The sequence below is a fragment of the Luteibacter sp. CQ10 genome, assembly GCF_040900725.1.
Classification (GTDB): domain Bacteria; phylum Pseudomonadota; class Gammaproteobacteria; order Xanthomonadales; family Rhodanobacteraceae; genus Luteibacter.
Genome location: NZ_JAEUYM010000001.1, coordinates 1,841,487 through 1,858,424 on the forward strand (window position 1 = coordinate 1,841,487; position 16,938 = coordinate 1,858,424).

The 16,938-nt window shown below is 68.7% G+C and carries 17 protein-coding genes; 10 read left to right on the forward strand and 7 right to left on the reverse strand.

Translation table 11 applies throughout. The annotated features are described in order from the left end of the window. The first annotated feature begins 39 nt into the window (after nt 1–39). The 10 genes from JNG39_RS08140 to pdeM all read left to right on the forward strand — a co-directional run bounded on the left by JNG39_RS08140 (nt 40) and on the right by pdeM (nt 12,966). Entirely contained in the window at nt 40–1,551 is a 1,512-nt protein-coding gene (locus JNG39_RS08140; protein WP_368310647.1) for a diguanylate cyclase, read from the forward strand. A gap of 54 nt (nt 1,552–1,605) precedes the next feature. Beyond that, complete coding sequence (locus JNG39_RS08145; RefSeq protein WP_368310649.1) at nt 1,606–3,315, forward strand: von Willebrand factor type A domain-containing protein; 1,710 nt, start codon at nt 1,606–1,608, stop codon at nt 3,313–3,315. Between the two features lie 95 nt (nt 3,316–3,410). Continuing rightward, nucleotides 3,411–3,965 (forward strand): RNA polymerase sigma factor, encoded by a 555-nt coding sequence (locus tag JNG39_RS08150; RefSeq protein ID WP_368310650.1) that lies wholly within the window; start codon nt 3,411–3,413, stop codon nt 3,963–3,965. Between the two features lies 1 nt (nt 3,966). Further along, nucleotides 3,967–4,638, forward strand: a complete 672-nt coding sequence (locus JNG39_RS08155) for a hypothetical protein (protein ID WP_368310651.1) — start codon at nt 3,967–3,969, stop codon at nt 4,636–4,638. Continuing rightward, nucleotides 4,635–5,228 carry a YigZ family protein gene (locus tag JNG39_RS08160; RefSeq protein ID WP_368310652.1) on the forward strand — a complete coding sequence of 198 codons (594 nt, stop codon included), beginning with the start codon at nt 4,635–4,637 and terminating at the stop codon, nt 5,226–5,228. Before JNG39_RS08155 ends, JNG39_RS08160 begins: the two co-directional genes overlap by 4 nt. Nucleotides 5,229–5,363: 135 nt before the next feature. After that, nucleotides 5,364–7,127, forward strand: coding sequence for an ABC transporter transmembrane domain-containing protein (locus JNG39_RS08165; protein ID WP_368310653.1), 1,764 nt, complete (start codon nt 5,364–5,366; stop codon nt 7,125–7,127). A 185-nt stretch (nt 7,128–7,312) separates the two neighbouring features. Beyond that, complete coding sequence (locus JNG39_RS08170; RefSeq protein ID WP_368310654.1) at nt 7,313–8,335, forward strand: ligase-associated DNA damage response exonuclease; 1,023 nt, start codon at nt 7,313–7,315, stop codon at nt 8,333–8,335. Continuing rightward, nucleotides 8,335–9,930, forward strand: a complete 1,596-nt coding sequence (locus JNG39_RS08175) for an ATP-dependent DNA ligase (RefSeq protein ID WP_368310655.1) — start codon at nt 8,335–8,337, stop codon at nt 9,928–9,930. The genes JNG39_RS08170 and JNG39_RS08175 overlap by 1 nt, the downstream gene beginning before the upstream one ends. Continuing rightward, nucleotides 9,887–12,322: a ligase-associated DNA damage response DEXH box helicase gene (locus JNG39_RS08180; RefSeq protein ID WP_368310656.1), complete on the forward strand. Its 2,436-nt coding sequence runs from the start codon at nt 9,887–9,889 to the stop codon at nt 12,320–12,322. Before JNG39_RS08175 ends, JNG39_RS08180 begins: the two co-directional genes overlap by 44 nt. After that, the gene (gene pdeM / locus JNG39_RS08185; RefSeq protein WP_368310657.1) at nt 12,319–12,966 is read left to right on the forward strand and encodes a ligase-associated DNA damage response endonuclease PdeM; all 648 of its coding nucleotides are present in this window, start codon (nt 12,319–12,321) and stop codon (nt 12,964–12,966) included. The genes JNG39_RS08180 and pdeM overlap by 4 nt, the downstream gene beginning before the upstream one ends. A 22-nt stretch (nt 12,967–12,988) precedes the next feature. On the opposite strand, the gene JNG39_RS08190 is transcribed toward pdeM, so the two are convergent. The 7 genes from JNG39_RS08190 to JNG39_RS08220 form a co-directional block, all read right to left on the reverse strand. Beyond that, the gene (locus JNG39_RS08190; RefSeq protein ID WP_368310658.1) at nt 12,989–13,708 is read right to left on the reverse strand and encodes a copper homeostasis protein CutC; all 720 of its coding nucleotides are present in this window, start codon (nt 13,706–13,708) and stop codon (nt 12,989–12,991) included. Between the two features lies 1 nt (nt 13,709). After that, nucleotides 13,710–14,738, reverse strand: a complete 1,029-nt coding sequence (locus tag JNG39_RS08195; protein ID WP_368310659.1) for a N(4)-(beta-N-acetylglucosaminyl)-L-asparaginase — start codon at nt 14,736–14,738, stop codon at nt 13,710–13,712. After that, entirely contained in the window at nt 14,677–14,979 is a 303-nt protein-coding gene (locus tag JNG39_RS08200) for a hypothetical protein (protein WP_368310660.1), read from the reverse strand. The genes JNG39_RS08195 and JNG39_RS08200 overlap by 62 nt, the downstream gene beginning before the upstream one ends. Next, nucleotides 14,976–15,344, reverse strand: coding sequence for a hypothetical protein (locus JNG39_RS08205; protein WP_368310661.1), 369 nt, complete (start codon nt 15,342–15,344; stop codon nt 14,976–14,978). The genes JNG39_RS08200 and JNG39_RS08205 overlap by 4 nt, the downstream gene beginning before the upstream one ends. Continuing rightward, nucleotides 15,311–15,697, reverse strand: coding sequence for a prepilin-type N-terminal cleavage/methylation domain-containing protein (locus tag JNG39_RS08210; RefSeq protein ID WP_368310662.1), 387 nt, complete (start codon nt 15,695–15,697; stop codon nt 15,311–15,313). Before JNG39_RS08210 ends, JNG39_RS08205 begins: the two co-directional genes overlap by 34 nt. 149 nt (nt 15,698–15,846) lie before the next feature. Next, nucleotides 15,847–16,053, reverse strand: a complete 207-nt coding sequence (locus JNG39_RS08215; protein ID WP_045829421.1) for a cold-shock protein — start codon at nt 16,051–16,053, stop codon at nt 15,847–15,849. 137 nt (nt 16,054–16,190) lie between these two features. Further along, nucleotides 16,191–16,937, reverse strand: a complete 747-nt coding sequence (locus tag JNG39_RS08220) for an S-methyl-5'-thioinosine phosphorylase (RefSeq protein ID WP_368310663.1) — start codon at nt 16,935–16,937, stop codon at nt 16,191–16,193. Nucleotide 16,938: the final 1 nt, after the last annotated feature.

Here is a 16,938-nt window from a genome sequence, read left to right on the forward strand (position 1 = left end):
GGCCGCTCCCTCCCCCGGCACGGATCGCCTGCGCGTCCCATGAAGGCGTTGCTGTTAGCGATCATCGTCGTCGTCGCGCACGTCATGCTCCTGACCGTCGGTGCGCGCCACGGCATGGCGGTGTCCTACGCATGCTATTTCGCCATGGGCAGCCTGGCCATCGGGAGCACGTGGCTCGCCTGGCGGCGCCAGGATGGCGCGCGCGACCCTCGCTGGTGGCTGCTCGTCGCGAGCGTTGCCCTGTGGATGGTGGCCATGGCCCTGGCGGCGCGGCAGAGCTACGTGATGGACAACGACAATCCCACGCCCGGCGACAGCATGTTCGCCTACGTGCTCTACGTGCTGCCTGTGCTGGTGGCGATATCGTCGGCGCCGGTGGCCGTGCGCAAGCGCTGGGCACTCGCCATCGACCTGGCCCTCGCCCTGCTGCTGGGCGTGCTCTTTTACGTACACACCTTTTCCATCGTCTCGCTGCACGGTGCGGTCGACGTGGCCAGCGCGCTCCAGGTCGCATGGGTGCTCGACGCGGAGAACGTCTGCCTGGCGCTGGCGGCCCTGCTGCGCTTCGTGGCGACCGACAATCCGGACGACCATCGCTTCTTCCGCGCGGTGACCGGCTTCTTCGTCACCTATGCCGTCGCGGGATTCACGTACAACCACTACATCGCCCTGGGGGGGCATCCGGCGTTCGGCGATACGCCCTGGGATGCCCTGCTCGACCTGCCGTTCGCCGTGCTCGTCGCCGTACTCGCCATGGAGCCCACGCGCCGCCACTGGCATCCGCCGGTATACCTCGTACGTTTCGTGCAGGGCGCAAGCCCCACGTTTCTCGCGATGAGCGTGCTCACCTTCGGGCTGCTGGTGATGGCCGACCATCCCGAACTGGGCATCACGGCGGCCATCGCCGCCGTGATGGGTATCGGCCTGCGCGGTACGCTCGCCCAGGTGGACCTCGTCGACGAGGAACATCGCCAATGGCGCCTGCGCGACGAACCCGAAGGCCTGGTCTTCGTCGATCGGCTCACCGGCCTGCCCAACCGTCGCGCCTTCGACGAACGCCTGCTGCGCGAATGGGGCCGTCCGGCACAACAGGCGCCCATCGCGCTGCTGGTGATCGACGTCGATTTCTTTCGCGAATACACCGACCGCTACGGCCGCGTCGCCGGCGACGACTGCCTTCGCACCCTCACCGGCATGCTGCAGGCCCGCGGCCTGCGCGCCGGCGACTTCTTCGCGCGTTTCGGCGGCGAGGAATTCGCGGTGATCGCGCCGGCGACGCCGCTGCATCAGGCCGTGTCCCTGGCCGATGAGCTTCGCGCGCATGTGGAAACCCAGGCCATCCTGCATCCCCTGAGTCCTTTCGGCGTGGTGACCGTCACGGTGGGCGTGGCAGCACTGCGCGCTTCGCCCCACGGCGGCGCGCTGGAACTGGTCAACGCCGCCGAACGCGCGCTCCAGCGGATTCGGCGGTCGGGGCACAACCGCGTGGGCACGCTGGGTACGCCGCGCGTGGCCCAGTCCGACGATCCCTCCCCGCTGGAGTGGAATTAACCCCATTCGTCCCGTCGCCACGTTTCATCCCATGTCCCCCCGCCGAGGCCATGCATGATGATCACGTTGCGCACCCCCCTTCCGTTGCTCCTTGCCGGACTGGTGCTCGCCGCCGGCGGTTTTACCGGCGATGCCCCCGCCAGGCCCGGGATGTCGCCTTCCCCGGCGCCCGACGAGACATCGGCCGATTGCCTGCCGGGCACGCCGATGCCGCTGCCGATGGGCCGGCAGACCCTCGCCTACGCACCGGTGCCCGTACCGGCGAAGATGGCGGCGCCCGCGATGCGGGAGGACGCCCGCATCGTGGCGCCGCCCTCGCTGCCGTTCGCCGGGTCGCCACCGGTGGATACCAGCCGCTACCGCCACCGCGACGCCAATCCCGTGCACCTGGCGGCGGACGAGCCCGTATCCACCTTCGGCCTCGACGTGGATACCGGTTCATACACGAACGTGCGGCACATGCTCCAGGCGGGCCGCCTGCCTCCCGCCGACGCCGTGCGCAGCGAGGAGTTCATCAACTACTTCGACTACGGCTACACGCCGCCCAGCGATCGCTCGCGTCCCTTCAGCGTCACCACCGAATTGGCCCCGTCGCCTTGGAACCGCGACCGCCAACTGCTGCTCGTGGGCATACAGGGATACACCCTTCCCGCGAAGGACATGCCTGCGGCGAACCTCGTCTTTCTCGTCGACGTATCCGGCTCCATGAACGAGCCCGACAAGTTGCCCCTGCTGAAGGCCTCGCTGCGACAGGTGGTGCCGAAGCTGCGCGCTCAGGATCGCGTATCGCTGGTGACCTATGCCGGGTCGACCTGCGTGGCCCTGCATTCCACGCCCGGCGACCGGCACGCGGCGATCCTCGCCGCCATCGACGCGCTCGGCGCCGGGGGCTCGACCAACGGTGCCGCGGGCATCGACCTGGCCTACGCACAGGCCGCGAAAGGCTTCATCAAGGGTGGCGTCAACCGCGTGATCCTCGCCACCGACGGCGATTTCAACGTCGGCACCGTCGGCGTGGAAGCCCTGAAGGATCGCATCGCCGACAAGCGCAGGAGCGGCATCGCCCTGACTACGCTGGGCTTCGGCGAAGGCAACTACAACGACGACATGGCCGTGACCCTCGCCGATGCCGGCAACGGCAGCCATCACTACATCGACAGCCTCGAGGAAGGGCGCCGCGTGCTCGTGGACGAGATGTCGGCCACGCTCACCACCATCGCCAAGGACGTCAAGATCCAGGTCGAGTTCAACCCCGGCACGGTCGCCGAATACCGGCTCATCGGCTACGAAAAACGCCTGCTCGCCCGCGAGGATTTCAACAACGACGCGGTGGATGCGGGCGAGATCGGCGCCGGTGCGAACGTGACGGCGCTGTACGAGATCACACTCAAGGGCGCCAAGGCCGGTCGCATCGATCCGCTACGCTACGGCTCCCCGTCCGCCGTCCCGGACAAGAGCGGCGAGCTGGCCTTGCTGCGCCTGCGCTACAAGTCGCCCGACGGGGGCGCCAGCCGGCTGATCGAACAGCCGCTGTCGGCGACGCCCGAAGCCGCACCCAGCGACCGACTGCGCTTCGCCGCGGCCGTGGCCGCCTTCGCCGACAACCTGCGCGGCGGCAAATACAGCGAGGGCTTCGGCTACGGGAAGGTCGCGGAGCTGGCGCGCGGTGCGGTCGGCAGTGATCCGGGCGGGTATCGCGGACAGATGGCGAGGCTGGCGGAGATGGCCGGCGGGATGCAGACGGCCGAACCCGGACGGCGCTAGACCTTGGGCATCGCTTCGCAGGATTCGCCGATCGTATCGGCGAAGGAAGCCCGCGAAGATTCCTTTTCGCCATGGATGCCTTAACCTTCGGGACCATGGACGCTCCTTCCACCGACGACGCAACGCTGATGCAAGCCTGGACCGCCGGCGACGCCGGCGCCTTCGGCACGCTGTACGCGCGGCACAAGGGCGCCCTCTATCGTTTCCTGCTGCGCACGATGAAGGACCGCGCGCTCGCGGACGAATTGTTCCAGGAAACCTGGAGCCGCGTGATCGCCGCTCGCGCGCGTTACCGGCCCGAGGCGAAGTTCTCCACCTGGTTGCTGCAGATCGCGCATAACCTCGCCATCGACAGCTTCCGGCGCAGCCGTCCGCAGGCCGATGCGGAGGAAACCGAAGCGGTGCTCGCCATGCAGGCCGCGCCCGAGCGGGAACAGCCCGAGCACGCGTTGTCCGACTTCGAATGGCGCCGGCGCATGCAACGCGCCATCGAGAGCCTGCCCGACGAACAACGCACGGCCTTCGTGCTGCGCATGGAAAACGAACTCTCCGTGGAGGACATCGCCGCCGTGACCGGCGTGGGCCGGGAAACCGCGAAATCGCGGCTTCGCTACGCCATGGCCCGGATCCGAGACAGGATGGCCGATTGACATGAACCCGAACACGCCCCCGCCCAGCGACGACCTGCCCGACGAGCGCGAACTCGCCACGCTGTATGCACGCCTGCCGCGCGTCGAGCCCTCGCCGGAACTCGATGCGGCCGTTCGTGCCGCCGCCATGCATGCGCAACCGCGTCGTCGCTCGCGCTGGCCGCTCGCGATCGGTTCGGCGGCCGTGCTCGTGCTGGCCGTCGGCATGGGCTGGCATCTGGGTCACGAGCCGGTGATGCCGCCCGCGGCACGCACGCTGCCCCCGCCGCCCGCGCAAGGCGCGGTGACCCGGGATACCGCTCGCGGCGTCGAACCGCCGTCCTCACCGTCGCCGGTTCTCGACGAAGCGGCGCCTCCCCCACCCCCGATGGCGGCCCGGAAATCCGCTCGGCCCCAGCGCATCGAATCGGCGCCCGCTCCGTCGCCCGCCGCACCGCCGGCCGCCGATGCCGTGCCGTCCTTCGCTCCCGCGCTGCGGATGCAGCGGGCCGTGCCCGAGAAACCGCCCGCGAAGATCCTGCCGTCATCGCTGCCGCCGGACGACCGCGTGGCCTACATCCGCCACCTGCTCGACCAGGGTCGGCGCGACGAGGCACGGCGCGAAACCGAAGCCCTGCGCCGCTCGCACCCACGCTACGAGCTGCCGCAAGACCTGCTCGACCTGCTCAGGTGAGCGCGCTGTACACGCTCACCTCGCCATGGCGGCACGAGGAAGACATCCGCAAGAGCCGCTTCCTCGCCCAGGCCTCGACCGTCGCCACGCCGGAAGAAGCCCTGGCCTGGTTCACCCGGGTGGGCGACGCGTCCGCGACGCATAACTGCTGGGCGTACCGCATCGGCGACGCCTACCGCTTCAACGATGACGGCGAGCCCGGCGGCACGGCCGGGCGACCCATCCTGCAGGCCATCGACGGCCAGGGCTGCGACCGCGTGGCGGTCGTGGTCACGCGCTGGTATGGCGGCATCAAGCTCGGCGCGGGCGGACTCGCACGCGCCTACGGCGGCTCGGCCGCCGAATGCCTGCGGCTGGCGCCGCGCACGCCCATCGTCGCGATGGGGCGGCTGGGCATGCACTGCGACTTCGCGGAACTGGCGCTGGTGTCGGCACGCGTGCGCGAGCTGGGCGGCGAGATCGAACGGGAAACCTTCGTCGCCGACGGTGCGGACGTCGTCGTGTCGGCGCCCCTCGATCGCATCGAGGCCATCGAGGGGCGCGTCGTCGACATCACGCGCGGGCGCATCCAGCCTCGACGGCTGGATTAGGCATCCCTTCCCATGGCGACGCGCGACCGACGCACCGATACCCGGGTGCGAGGCCTCGTCGATCGGCCATCTGTGATTGAATACCTGGCTGGCAGGCCCCATCCCACAAACGATTTCCAACGGAACACGCAACGCATGGCCGAGGCACGCAGGGAGAAGTCACGCAAAATCGGCGCGCTGCGCCATCTGTGGCCGTTTCTCCGGCCGCACAAGGGTCTGGCCGTAGGGTGGCTCATCTTCCTGGGCCTGTCGTCCGGCTCCTCGCTGCTCCTGCCGGTGGCCGTGCGCCACATCATCGACCACGGCTTCCTCGCCTCCAGCGTCGCCACCATCAACGGCACCTTCCTCGCACTGTTCGGCGTGGCCGTGGTGCTCGCCCTCGCCACCGCGGGCCGGTACTACTGCATCGCCCTGCTCGGCGAGCGCTCGCTGGCCTCGCTGCGTACCACGCTCTACCGCCACGTGATCGGGCTGGACGTCGGCTTTTACGAAAGCACGCGCGTGGGCGAACTCACCTCGCGCCTGGGTACCGATACCGAGGTGGTGCAGACCCTGGTCGGCTCGGGCATCTCCGTGGCGCTGCGCAGCGCCGTCATGCTTATCGGCGCCGCCGGCGCGATGGCCTGGACCAGCCCCCGCCTCGCCGGCCTCACCGCGCTGGTGATTCCCGCCGTGATGCTGCCGATCCTGGTGTTCGGACGCCGCGTGCAGAAACTTTCGCGCAACAGCCAAGACCGCATCGCCGACGCCGCCGCCGTCGCCAACGAAACGCTCAATGCCGCGCAGGCGGTGAAGGCCTACGGCCGCGAACCCATCGAAAGCCGTCGCTATGCCGACGCGATCGCGCGGGCACTCGCCACCGCACGCCTGCGCATCGGCATGCGCTCGCTGCTCACCGCCGCGGTCATCGTGCTGATCTTCGGTGCGATCACGCTCGTGCTGTGGGCCGGTGCGCGCGACGTGATCTCCGGCGAACTCGCCCCCGGCGTGCTCAGCCAGTTCGTGCTGTATGCGATCTTCGCCGCCGGCTCGGTGGCCGGCCTCTCCGAAGTCTGGGGCGACGTGCTGCGCGCCGCGGGTGCCATGGAACGCATCGGCGAGCTGTTCGCCGAACGCGCGACCATCGCCACGCCGGATGCGCCCGAGCCCCTGCCGAAGCCCGTCACCGGCACGCTGCGTTTCGACCACGTGTCGTTCCGGTATCCCACGCGCCCCGACGTGCTCGCGCTGTCCGACTTCGACCTGAACATCGCACCCGGCGAAACGGTGGCCCTGGTGGGTCCGTCCGGCGCGGGCAAGAGCACCGTGTTCAGCCTGCTGTTGCGCTTTCACGATCCGGCCAGCGGCACGATCCGCTTCGACGGCGTGGACCTGCGCGCCCTTGCCCTGCCCGACCTGCGCGGTGCCATCGCGCTCGTACCGCAGGAGACCGTGATCTTCGGCGGCACGGCGGCGGACAACATCCGCTTCGGCCGCGAGAACGCTGACGACGCCGAGGTGCGCGAAGCCGCCCGCCTGGCCGAGGCCGATGGCTTCATTTCCGCCCTGCCCGACGGCTACGAGGCCGCGTTGGGCGAGCGTGGCGTGCGTCTCTCCGGCGGCCAGAAACAGCGCATCGCCATCGCGCGCGCGATCCTGCGCGACGCGCCGCTGCTACTGCTGGACGAAGCCACCTCGGCGCTCGACGCGCAATCCGAAGCGGCGATCCAGCAGGCGCTGGAGCGACTCGAAAAGGGACGCACCACGCTGGTGATCGCCCATCGCCTCGCCACCGTGCAGCGCGCGGACCGCATCGTGGTGATGGACGGCGGCAGGATCGTCGCGCAGGGCACGCATGACGAGCTGCTGCGCGAGGGTGGGCTTTACGCGGAACTGGCGCGGCTTCAGTTCGTCGCCTGAGCGTGAACCGGGGCGCTGGGTTCCTGCGTGCGCAGGAACGACGTGAGGTCGTTCGATAGGTAACCTAAACCTTGTAGCTCGTCGTTCCTGCGCACGCAGGAACCCAGCGCCGAGGGCTGGTTCAAGCGATTAGGGTCATGCGGCTCTTTTCGCCCCATTGACACACCGCCCCCTACCGTCCCCCCATGGACGGCGACCTCCTCCACCCCCTTCCCCAGGGCCTCTACTGCCCCGCGGGTGATTTCTTCATCGATCCGATGCTCCCCGTCGAGCGCGCGGTGGTGACGCACGCCCACGGTGACCATGCCCGTTCCGGAAGCGCGCTTTACCACGTCGCCGAAGCCGGCATCGGCCTGATGCGCGAGCGGCTTGGTGCCGACGCGACGCTTCACGCCCATCCCTACGGTGAACGTTTCACCCTCGGCGACACCATCGTCTCGCTGCATCCGTCGGGCCACGTGCTCGGTGCGGCGCAGGTGCGCATCGAAGGATGCGGCAAGGTCGCCGTGGTCTCGGGCGATTACAAGCGCGATCCCGATCCCACGTGCGAACCCTTCGAGCCCGTGCCCTGCGACGTGTTCGTCACCGAATCCACGTTCGGCCTGCCCATCTACCGCTGGCCGCCGATGTCGCAGGTCATCGATGACCTGCTCGGCTGGCTGGAAGACTGCAAGGCCCGTGGCGTGCCGGCCGTGCTGTTCTGCTATGCCCTGGGCAAGGCGCAGCGCGTACTCGCCGAACTGGTGCGCCGCGATCCTGATCGCGTGGTGCACCTGCACGGCGCCATGGTGCGTCTGGTCGAGGCGTATCGCGACGCCGGCGTGGTGCTTTCCCCGACGGTCCCCGTCAGCGACTCGGCCAAGGGTCGCGACTTCGCCGGCGAGCTGGTGATGGCGCCGCCGTCGGCAGCAGGCTCGCCGTGGATGCGTCGTTTCGCCAAGGCCTCCACCGCGTTCGCATCGGGATGGATGCAGGTGCGCGGCGCACGCCGCCGGCGCGGCTACGACCGCGGCTTCATCGTGTCCGATCACGCCGACTGGCCCGGCCTTTTGCGCAGCGTCGAGGAATCTTGCGCCAAGCGCGTGTACGTAACCCATGGCGATGGGGAGGCCCTGATCCGCTACCTCACCGAACGCGGCGTCGACGCCAGGCCCTTGCGCTCGCTAGGCGCCATGCCGCAGCCGCGAACGAGCGAGGAAGGCGACTGATGCGCCGCTTCGCCCGCCTGTTCGAAACGCTGGACCGGACCACGTCCACCACCGCCAAACGCGATGCGATGGTTGCGTATTTCGCCGAGGCCCCCGCCGCCGACGCGGCCTGGGCGGCCTACGTGCTCGGTGGCGGCAAGCTCAAGCGCACCGCCAGCTCCACCGAACTTCGCCTCGCGCTCGCGGCCGAGACCGGCTACGCCGAATGGCTCATCGACGAGTGCTACGAGCAGGTGGGAGATCTGGCCGAAACGGTGGCGTTGATGCTGCCCGAAGGCGATGCCGACGACGGCGACGTGCCGCTCCACGTCTGGATGGAAGCGCGCCTTCCCTCGCTGTCGCGCATGGATGCCGCCGGTCGCGTCGACCTGTTGCGCGAATGGTGGCGTGCGTTGCCGCGCGACCAGCTGTTTCTCGCCAACAAATTGCTGACCGGCGCCCTGCGCGTGGGCGTGTCGCATCGGCTGCTCGTGCAGGCGGTGGCGCACTGGGCGAACCTGCCCACCGACCTCATCGCGCATCGCCTCAGCGGCACCTGGCACCCCACGGCCGAGGCCTTCGCGGCATTGGCCGGGCCCGAGCGCGCGGACGAACACGCGGGTGATCGTCCCTATCCGTTCTTCCTGGCCTCGCCGCTCGAGGAGTCGCCATCGGTCCTGGGAGACGTCGGCGACTGGCTCGCCGAATGGAAGTGGGATGGCATCCGTGCCCAGGTCATGCGTCGCGGCGATGAAGCCTTGCTGTGGTCCCGTGGCGAGGAACGGCTCGATGGCCGTTTTCCCGAGATCGAACAGGCCGCCATCGCGTTGCCGCGAGGCTGCGTGCTCGACGGCGAAGTGCTCGCCTGGACACTGGACGAAAACCACCCCCTGCCCTTCGCGGCGTTGCAGAAGCGCATCGGCAAGCTCAAGCCGGGCCCGAAGCTTTTGGCCGACACGCCCGTGCGGCTCATGGCCTACGATCTGCTGGAACAGGACGGGGAAGACCTTCGCGAACGTCCGCTCGGCGAACGTCGCGAACGCCTCGCCGCGCTGATCGACGACCTCGGCCCCACGTTGATGTTGTCCCCGGCCGTGCGGGCCGACGACTGGGAAGCGCTCGCCACCGTGCGCGGCGAGTCGCGCGAACGGCGCACCGAGGGCCTGATGCTCAAGCGCCTGGCGTCGCCCTACCGCGTCGGACGCAAGCGCGGCGACTGGTGGAAGTGGAAAGTCGACCCCTACACCCTCGATGCCGTACTGCTCTATGCCCAACCCGGCCACGGCCGCCGGTCCGGCCTGTTCACCGATTACACCTTCGGCGTGTGGGACGGCGACAGCCTGGTGCCGGTGGCCAAGGCGTATTCCGGCCTGGACGACACCGAAATCGGCCGCCTGGACCGGTGGATACGCGCCCACACGATCGACCGGTTCGGGCCCGTGCGCTCGGTGGAAACCGTGCACGTGTTCGAGCTCGCCTTCGAGGCGATCCAGGTGTCCAACCGGCACAAGTCCGGCGTAGCCGTACGTTTCCCGCGCATCCTGCGCTGGCGCACCGACAAGGCGATCCACGATGCCGACACCCTCGACACGCTCCGCGGCCTGGCGGCGGGCTGAGCGGCGTCTGCTCGACTGGTTCGCCTCGCAGGAACGTCGCGCGGCGCCGTTCCAGCGCGCGGCATGGCGGGCCTGGGGCGACGGCCATAGCGGCCTGCTGCACGCGCCGACGGGCACGGGAAAGACGCTCGCGGCGGCCGGTGGCCCGTTGATCGACGGCCTGGTACATCCGGCCACGGGGCTTCAACTGCTCTGGATCACACCGCTGCGCTCGCTAGCGACCGACACGGTGCAGCACCTGACCGCCGCCGTCGACGCGATGGAACTGCCCTGGCGCGTGCTGCGCCGTACCGGCGACAGCGGCAGCGCGGAACGCGCGCGCCTGCGTCGCGGCGCCTGCGAGCTGTTGGTGACCACGCCGGAAAGCCTCGCGCTGCTGCTGAGCTATCCCGACGCGCGCGAACGTTTCGCTCGCCTGCGCGGCGTCGTCGTGGACGAATGGCACGAACTGATCGGCAACAAACGCGGCACGCTGCTGCAACTGGGGCTCGCTCGCCTGCGCCGCCAGTTGCCCGATCTGCGCACCTGGGGCCTGTCCGCCACGCTGGGCAATCTCGACGAAGCCCTGCGTGCGCTCTGCGGCGACGGCATGCTCATCGCCGGCGGAACCCGGCGCAAGACGCGGGTGGAAACGGCCCTGCCCGAAGGCGACGAACGCTTTCCGTGGGCCGGCCATCTCGGATTGTCGCAACTGCCCCGCGTGCTCGACGCGGTGCTGTCGGCCACCACCAGCCTCGTCTTCGCCAATACCCGATCGCAGGCCGAACTGTGGCACGAGGCCTTGTCGTCGGTGTGGCCCGAGGCCCCCGACACACTGGCGCTGCACCATGGCTCCATCGATCCCAAACTTCGCGCCGATACCGAGGAACGCCTGCGCGTGGGCACGCTGCGTTGCGTGGTGGCGACCTCCAGCCTCGACCTCGGCGTCGATTTTTCGGCGGTGGAACGCGTGATCCAGATCGGCAGCCCGAAGAGCATCGCCCGTCTGCTGCAACGGGCCGGCCGCAGTGGCCATCGGCCGGGCGCCCTGTCGCGCATCCTTTGCGTACCCACGCACCTGCTCGAACTGGCCGAGGTCGCCGCGGCACGGCGCGCGCTCGCGGCCGATCACCTCGAACCGCGCCATCCGCCGCGCGGCTCGCTCGACGTGCTGGCCCAGCACCTGGTCACGATGGCGCTCGGCGGCGGCTTCCATCCCGATGAGGCCTTCGACGAGGTGACCTCCGCGCTTGCCTACGCGCAACTGCCGCGCGAGCGTTTCGACGCCGTGCTCGCCTATCTGCAGACCGGCGGCTCGGCGCTGGCGAGTTACCCGGAATACCACAAGCTCGTCGTGCGCAACGGGCGGTACACGGTGGAAAGCGGTCGCATCGCGCGCATGCATCGCCTCTCCATCGGCACGATCACCTCCGACGGCACGCTGCAGGTCCGCTACATGAAGGGGGCGCGGCTGGGCAGCGTGGAGGAAGCCTTCGTCGCACGCCTTCGCCCGGGCGACCGGTTTCTCTTCGCCGGACGTCACCTGGAACTCGTGCGCGTGCGCGACATGACCGCCTACGTACGCGCCGCCACCACGCGCCGTGGCGGCGTGCCCCGCTGGATGGGCGGGCGCCTGCCGCTGTCGGGCGAACTGTCGGACGAGCTGCGCGAGGTGCTGGCCGATCCCGACGCATCCGAAGCCGAGATGCGCGCATTGCGGCCCCTGCTGGCCATCCAGCGAGGGCAATCGGCGGTGCCCGGGCTGGACGAATACCTTTGCGAGCGCACGCGTACGCGGGAGGGCGACTATCTGTTCGTCTACCCCTTCGCGGGGCGGCTTGCCCACGAGGGCATGGCCGCGTTGCTCGGCTACCGGTTGTCCCGCCTGCACCCCGGCGATTACGGCTACGCCGTGAACGACTACGGGTTCACGTTGACCGCCGCACGCATGCCACCGCTGGACGAAGCGGCACTGCGCGCGCTGCTCCACCCATGGCACCTTCGCCACGACATCCGCGACAGCGTGAACCTTACCGAATTGGCGCGGCGGCAATTCCGCGAGGTGGCACGCGTGGCCGGCCTGGTCTTCAACGGCTATCCCGCGCACAACAAGACGCTGCGTCAATTGCAGGCCTCCAGCGGTCTGTTGTTCGACGTGCTGAAGCGACATGACCCGGCCCATCCCTTGCTCTGGCAAGCCGAGCGCGAGGTGCTGGAGCAACAGCTGGACTACTCCCGGCTTCGCATCTGTCTCGTGCGCATGGCCCGCGCCCGCCTGCTCTGGCGCGAAACGCCCCGCCTCTCGCCGCTCGCCTTTCCGCTATGGGTCGAACGCCTTCGCGGCGGCATCGCCGCCGACGACTGGAAAACGCGTGTGGAACGCATGCGCGAATCGCTGGAGGCCAAGGCATGAGCCACGGCATCGACGTGGCCGGCGAACGCCTCGAACTGCATGCGGAGCGGGCGATCTTCTGGCCTGCGAAGCGCATCCTGTTCGTCGCGGACGTGCACTTCGGCAAGGGCGCGGTGTTCCGCCGCGCGGGCATCGCCGTGCCCAGCGGCGATACCGACGACGATCTGGCGAGGCTCGACGCGCTGATCGCTTCGCTCGCGCCGGAGCAGCTCGTCGTGCTGGGCGACCTCGTCCATGGCGCGCCCGGACGACACAGCGAATGGGTGGAACGCGTACGGGCATGGCGCGCGCATCATCGTGGCGTGCGCATGCGCCTCATCGCGGGCAATCACGACCGGCACATGGACGCGCGATGGCTCGGTTTCGACGTTTGCCCTGACCGCCTGGCGGAGCCGCCGTTCGTGCTGTCGCATCATCCGCGGGCGGACGAGCGCGGTTACGTGTTGGCCGGGCACGTGCATCCGGGCGTGGTGGTGCGCGACGGATGGCGCAAGCATCGCCTGCCCGCATTCGTTTTCGACGCGCGCGTGGGGATGTTGCCGGCATTCGGCACGATGACGGGACTGCATGAGATCACGAGCGAGGCCGGACGGCGGATCATCGCCGTCACGCCTGCCGGACTTCTGACCCTGTCGTCGCCTTGATTCGCCGATGCGATCGAGTACTTCAGGCCAACGCCGTCACCAAGGCACGCACGATCCGTGGATCGGTACGCGTTTCGCCGTCGCCCATGCCCAGCGCGTTGGCTGGCGCGCGGCGCATCGCCGACGGCAGGCGACGCTTGGCCGATGCATGGAACTCGACGGCATGGGTCGCGTCGCGCAGCGAGGCGACGTTGTCGGGGGTGATGCCCGCACCGGGCATCACCACGATGCGTTGCCTGGCCTGCCTGACGAGTTTCTCCAGCGATGCGGCACCCGTCACCGCGCTGGGCATGCCACCGGAACTCAATACGCGATCGAACCCCAGGTCGATGATCGTCTCCAGCGTCGCCGAGCGATCCGGCACGAGGTCGAAAGCACGATGGAACGTGATACCCATCGGGCCCGACGCCTCCACGAAGCGCTCGCAGGCATCTTCATCCACTTCGCCTTCGGGGGTGAGCGCACCAACGACCACGCCCGCGCAACCCAGTTGGCGGCAATGCTCGATGTCGTCGAGCATGGCCTCGATTTCGGCGTTTTCGTAAACGAAGTCGCCCGCCCTCGGCCGGATGAGCACGTAGAGCGGGATATCCAGCCCCTCGCGCGCAAGGCGAATGGTGCCGTGGGATGGCGTGACGCCGCCTTCGTCGAGGCTCGCGCACAGCTCGACGCGATGCGCGCCGCCTTCCTGCGCCGCGAACGCCGAAGCGACCGAATTGGCGGCGACTTCCAGCAGGGCCATGTCAGTACGTGCTCTTGCCGGGCAGCAGCGTATCCTGCTTCTGCGCATCGCAGATCGCGTACGAGAAGCCCTTCTGGATCGACCACGCGCCGACGTTGCCCTTCTTGTCCATGGCGAGAAACCCGACCTGCACGTCCTTCGCTTCGGGCTTGCGCTTGAGAATACGCTCCACCGCTTCGCGGCAGGCGTCTTCGGGCGAACGGCCCTGGCGCATCAGTTCCACCACGAGGAAGCTGCCGACGTTCCGGATCACCTCCTCGCCGACGCCGGTGGAGGTCGCGCCGCCGACGTCGTTGTCCACGTACAGGCCGGCGCCGATGATCGGGCTATCGCCGACGCGGCCATGGACCTTCCAGGCCATGCCGCTGGTGGTGCACGCGCCGGAAAGGTTGCCGTGCGCATCGATGGCGAGCATACCGATGGTGTCGTGGTTGCTCGCGTCGCCTGGGGTGCCGCCCGGTCCCGCGTTGTAGGTTTTCACTTCGCTGTTGGCGACCGGTTTGTACTTGGCCGTCTTGAGCCATTCGTGCCACGCCTTGTCGGATTCGGGCGTAAGCAGTTCTTCGCGTGGAAAGCCTTGCTCGATGGCGAACTGCGTGGCGCCGTCGCCCACGAGCAACACGTGCGGCGTGCGTTCCATCACGCGGCGGGCCACGGAAATGGGGTGGGCGATGTGTTCGATGGCAGCCACCGCCCCGCAATTGCCGTGCTCGTCCATGATGCTGGCGTCGAGCGTGACCTTGCCGTCGCGATCGGGATAGCCGGCTCGCCCCACGCTGTGGTTGCGCAGGTCGGCTTCCGGCACGCGCGCGCCCTGCTCTACCGCGTCGAGCGCACGGCCGCCGGACGACAACACTTTCCACGCGGCCTGGTTCGCCGCCACGCCGAAATCCCAGGTGGAACACACGCGGGGAATCATGCCGCCGCCCGATGCCTTGCCGGTGGACGACGCGGCCTTGGCCAGCGTGCTACCGCTCAGTGCCAGGCCCGAAGCGATCGACGCGCCCTGGAGAAACCGCCTGCGATCCATGAATTGCCCCGTTCGACGACGCGCCGTCCGCGCCATCGGGAATGTTCGCACGGTGCCGCCACGGCTGACCACCGCCGGAAGTCCCGCTTTCGAATGCTTTTTTCACGGCTTCGCGATAAGCCCTCGCCGCCGCCGAGCGACGGGCCGCCGCATCGGCGAACGCAGCGCCCAGTAACGTCATCATCGTGAGCGCCACCAGCACCAGCAGCAGGATCGAGCCGCGCGCTCGACGGTGCCTCATGGCACCCGCACCACCCGCGAAAACGTGCGGCCGTCGGCGAGCGTCAGACGAAGCTCCACGAGCCCGCGCGCTTCCGGAAGAAAACGCAGCGAGTGCACACCGTCGGCGAACGGCTGCCGCGATGCTCCATGCCGCAACGTGTGACCGGCAAGAGGCCAGTTCGCTTCGACGGGATCGGCGGCGACCGCCGCGAGCACCAGCCACGCCGTGTCGTCCGCCCGGTAGCCGTGCATGTAACGCGCATGCGCACGTCCGTCGATCGACAGGGAGACCATCACGACGGATGCGACGATGGACGCAACGAGCAGGCCCGCCAACAGCGCCACGAGCGTCATGCCGCGGACGGAGGCGACGGCACGTACCACGTGATTTCCTCGTGCCCGGCCCAGTCGATCCGGATGCGGCAAGAAAGGTCAGGCTCGCAATCGACCTTGCCGCTCGCGCCAGGGCCGAGGTGCTCGGCGAGATCGCGCCGAAATCGCGTCATGTCGCGGTGATTTGCCGGTTTTGTGTAGTCGCCCCGACGCACGCCGTCGAGGTTGGCGCGCATGCGGGTGGCGAGGTTCGAAGCGACGGTAGTCGCGGCGAACGAGCGGGATGCCCGTGCGTGCACCCCGAGGGAATGCGCCAGCCACGTGGCATGCGCCGCACTGCCGATCGCGAAGATCGCCAGGGCGACGAGGCATTCGATGAGTGACGAACCATGGACGCGGGGCATCCCGCCACGATGCCCTTTCCGATCGGGCAGGCAAATCCGTCCGGCGCGCCGATCGATGTCCGCGCGCTGATGTCGTCGCCGTCGGTGTTTCCCCAAAAAAAACCCCGCGCAACGGCACGGGGTTTTTCAGAACGTCGCTAGCGGACCGATCAGGCCGCGACTTCGACGCCGGACGCCTGGGCACCCTTGGGGCCCGTCGTCACTTCGAACTTCACGCGCTGGCCTTCCTGCAGGCTGCGAAAGCCCTTGGAATTGATCGCAGAAAAGTGGACGAACACGTCCTCCCCACCGTCCTCGGGCGCGATGAAACCGAAACCCTTGGCGTCGTTGAACCACTTGACCGTACCGAAACGCATTTGCGGAAACCTCTGGACATGGACTGGAAGCACCCGGACGGCGAGGCTTCCCCATGGATTCCCTTGGCCTGCCCCCGCGGCGCCTGCGAAGTATCATCATGTTTCAGACCAAAGCGCAACTGGGATTATTTCCGAGTTCAAAGGCTCGCGATCAGGCGCCCCACAATCGGAAACACGTTGGCCGTGGCCGCCTTCAGGTGCGCGAAGATTTCCTCGATGCTGATTTCTGCCTCGTCACCGGCACCCGCAGCGAAGTTGGCGACCAGGGCCAGGCAGGCGAATTCGAGATCGAGTTCGCGGGCCAGCGTCGCCTCGGGCATGCCGGTCATGCCCACCAGGTCGCAGCCGTCACGCTTCATGCGCGCGATCTCCGCCCGGGTTTCCAACCGCGGCCCCTGGGTGACGCCGTGCACGCCGCCGTCGACGATGGCCAACCCTTCCGCGCGGGCCGCGGCGAGCACGGCCTGGCGCAGGCTTTCGGTGTAGGGCTCGCTGAAGTCGATGTGGCGCACTTCGGCGCCCTCCACGTCGTTGAAGCTGGTGTAACGGCCGTGGGTGTAGTCGATGATCTGGTCGGGCACCACCAGGGTACGCGGGCCCATGTCGTCGCGAATGCCGCCGACCGCGTTGACCGCCAGCACGCGACGCGCGCCCAACGAATGCAACGCCCAGAGATTGGCCCGGTAGTTCACCCGGTGCGGCGGCACGGTATGGCTCTCGCCGTGACGCGCGAGGAAAGCCAGGCGTCGTTGCTTGTAGTCGCCCATGACGACATCGCCCGAGGCGGCGCCGAAGGGCGTGTCGACCGACCGGCGCTCGACGTTCTCCAGGCCCTCGAAGGCGTAGAGGCCACTGCCGCCGATGATGGCGAGATCGATGCTCATC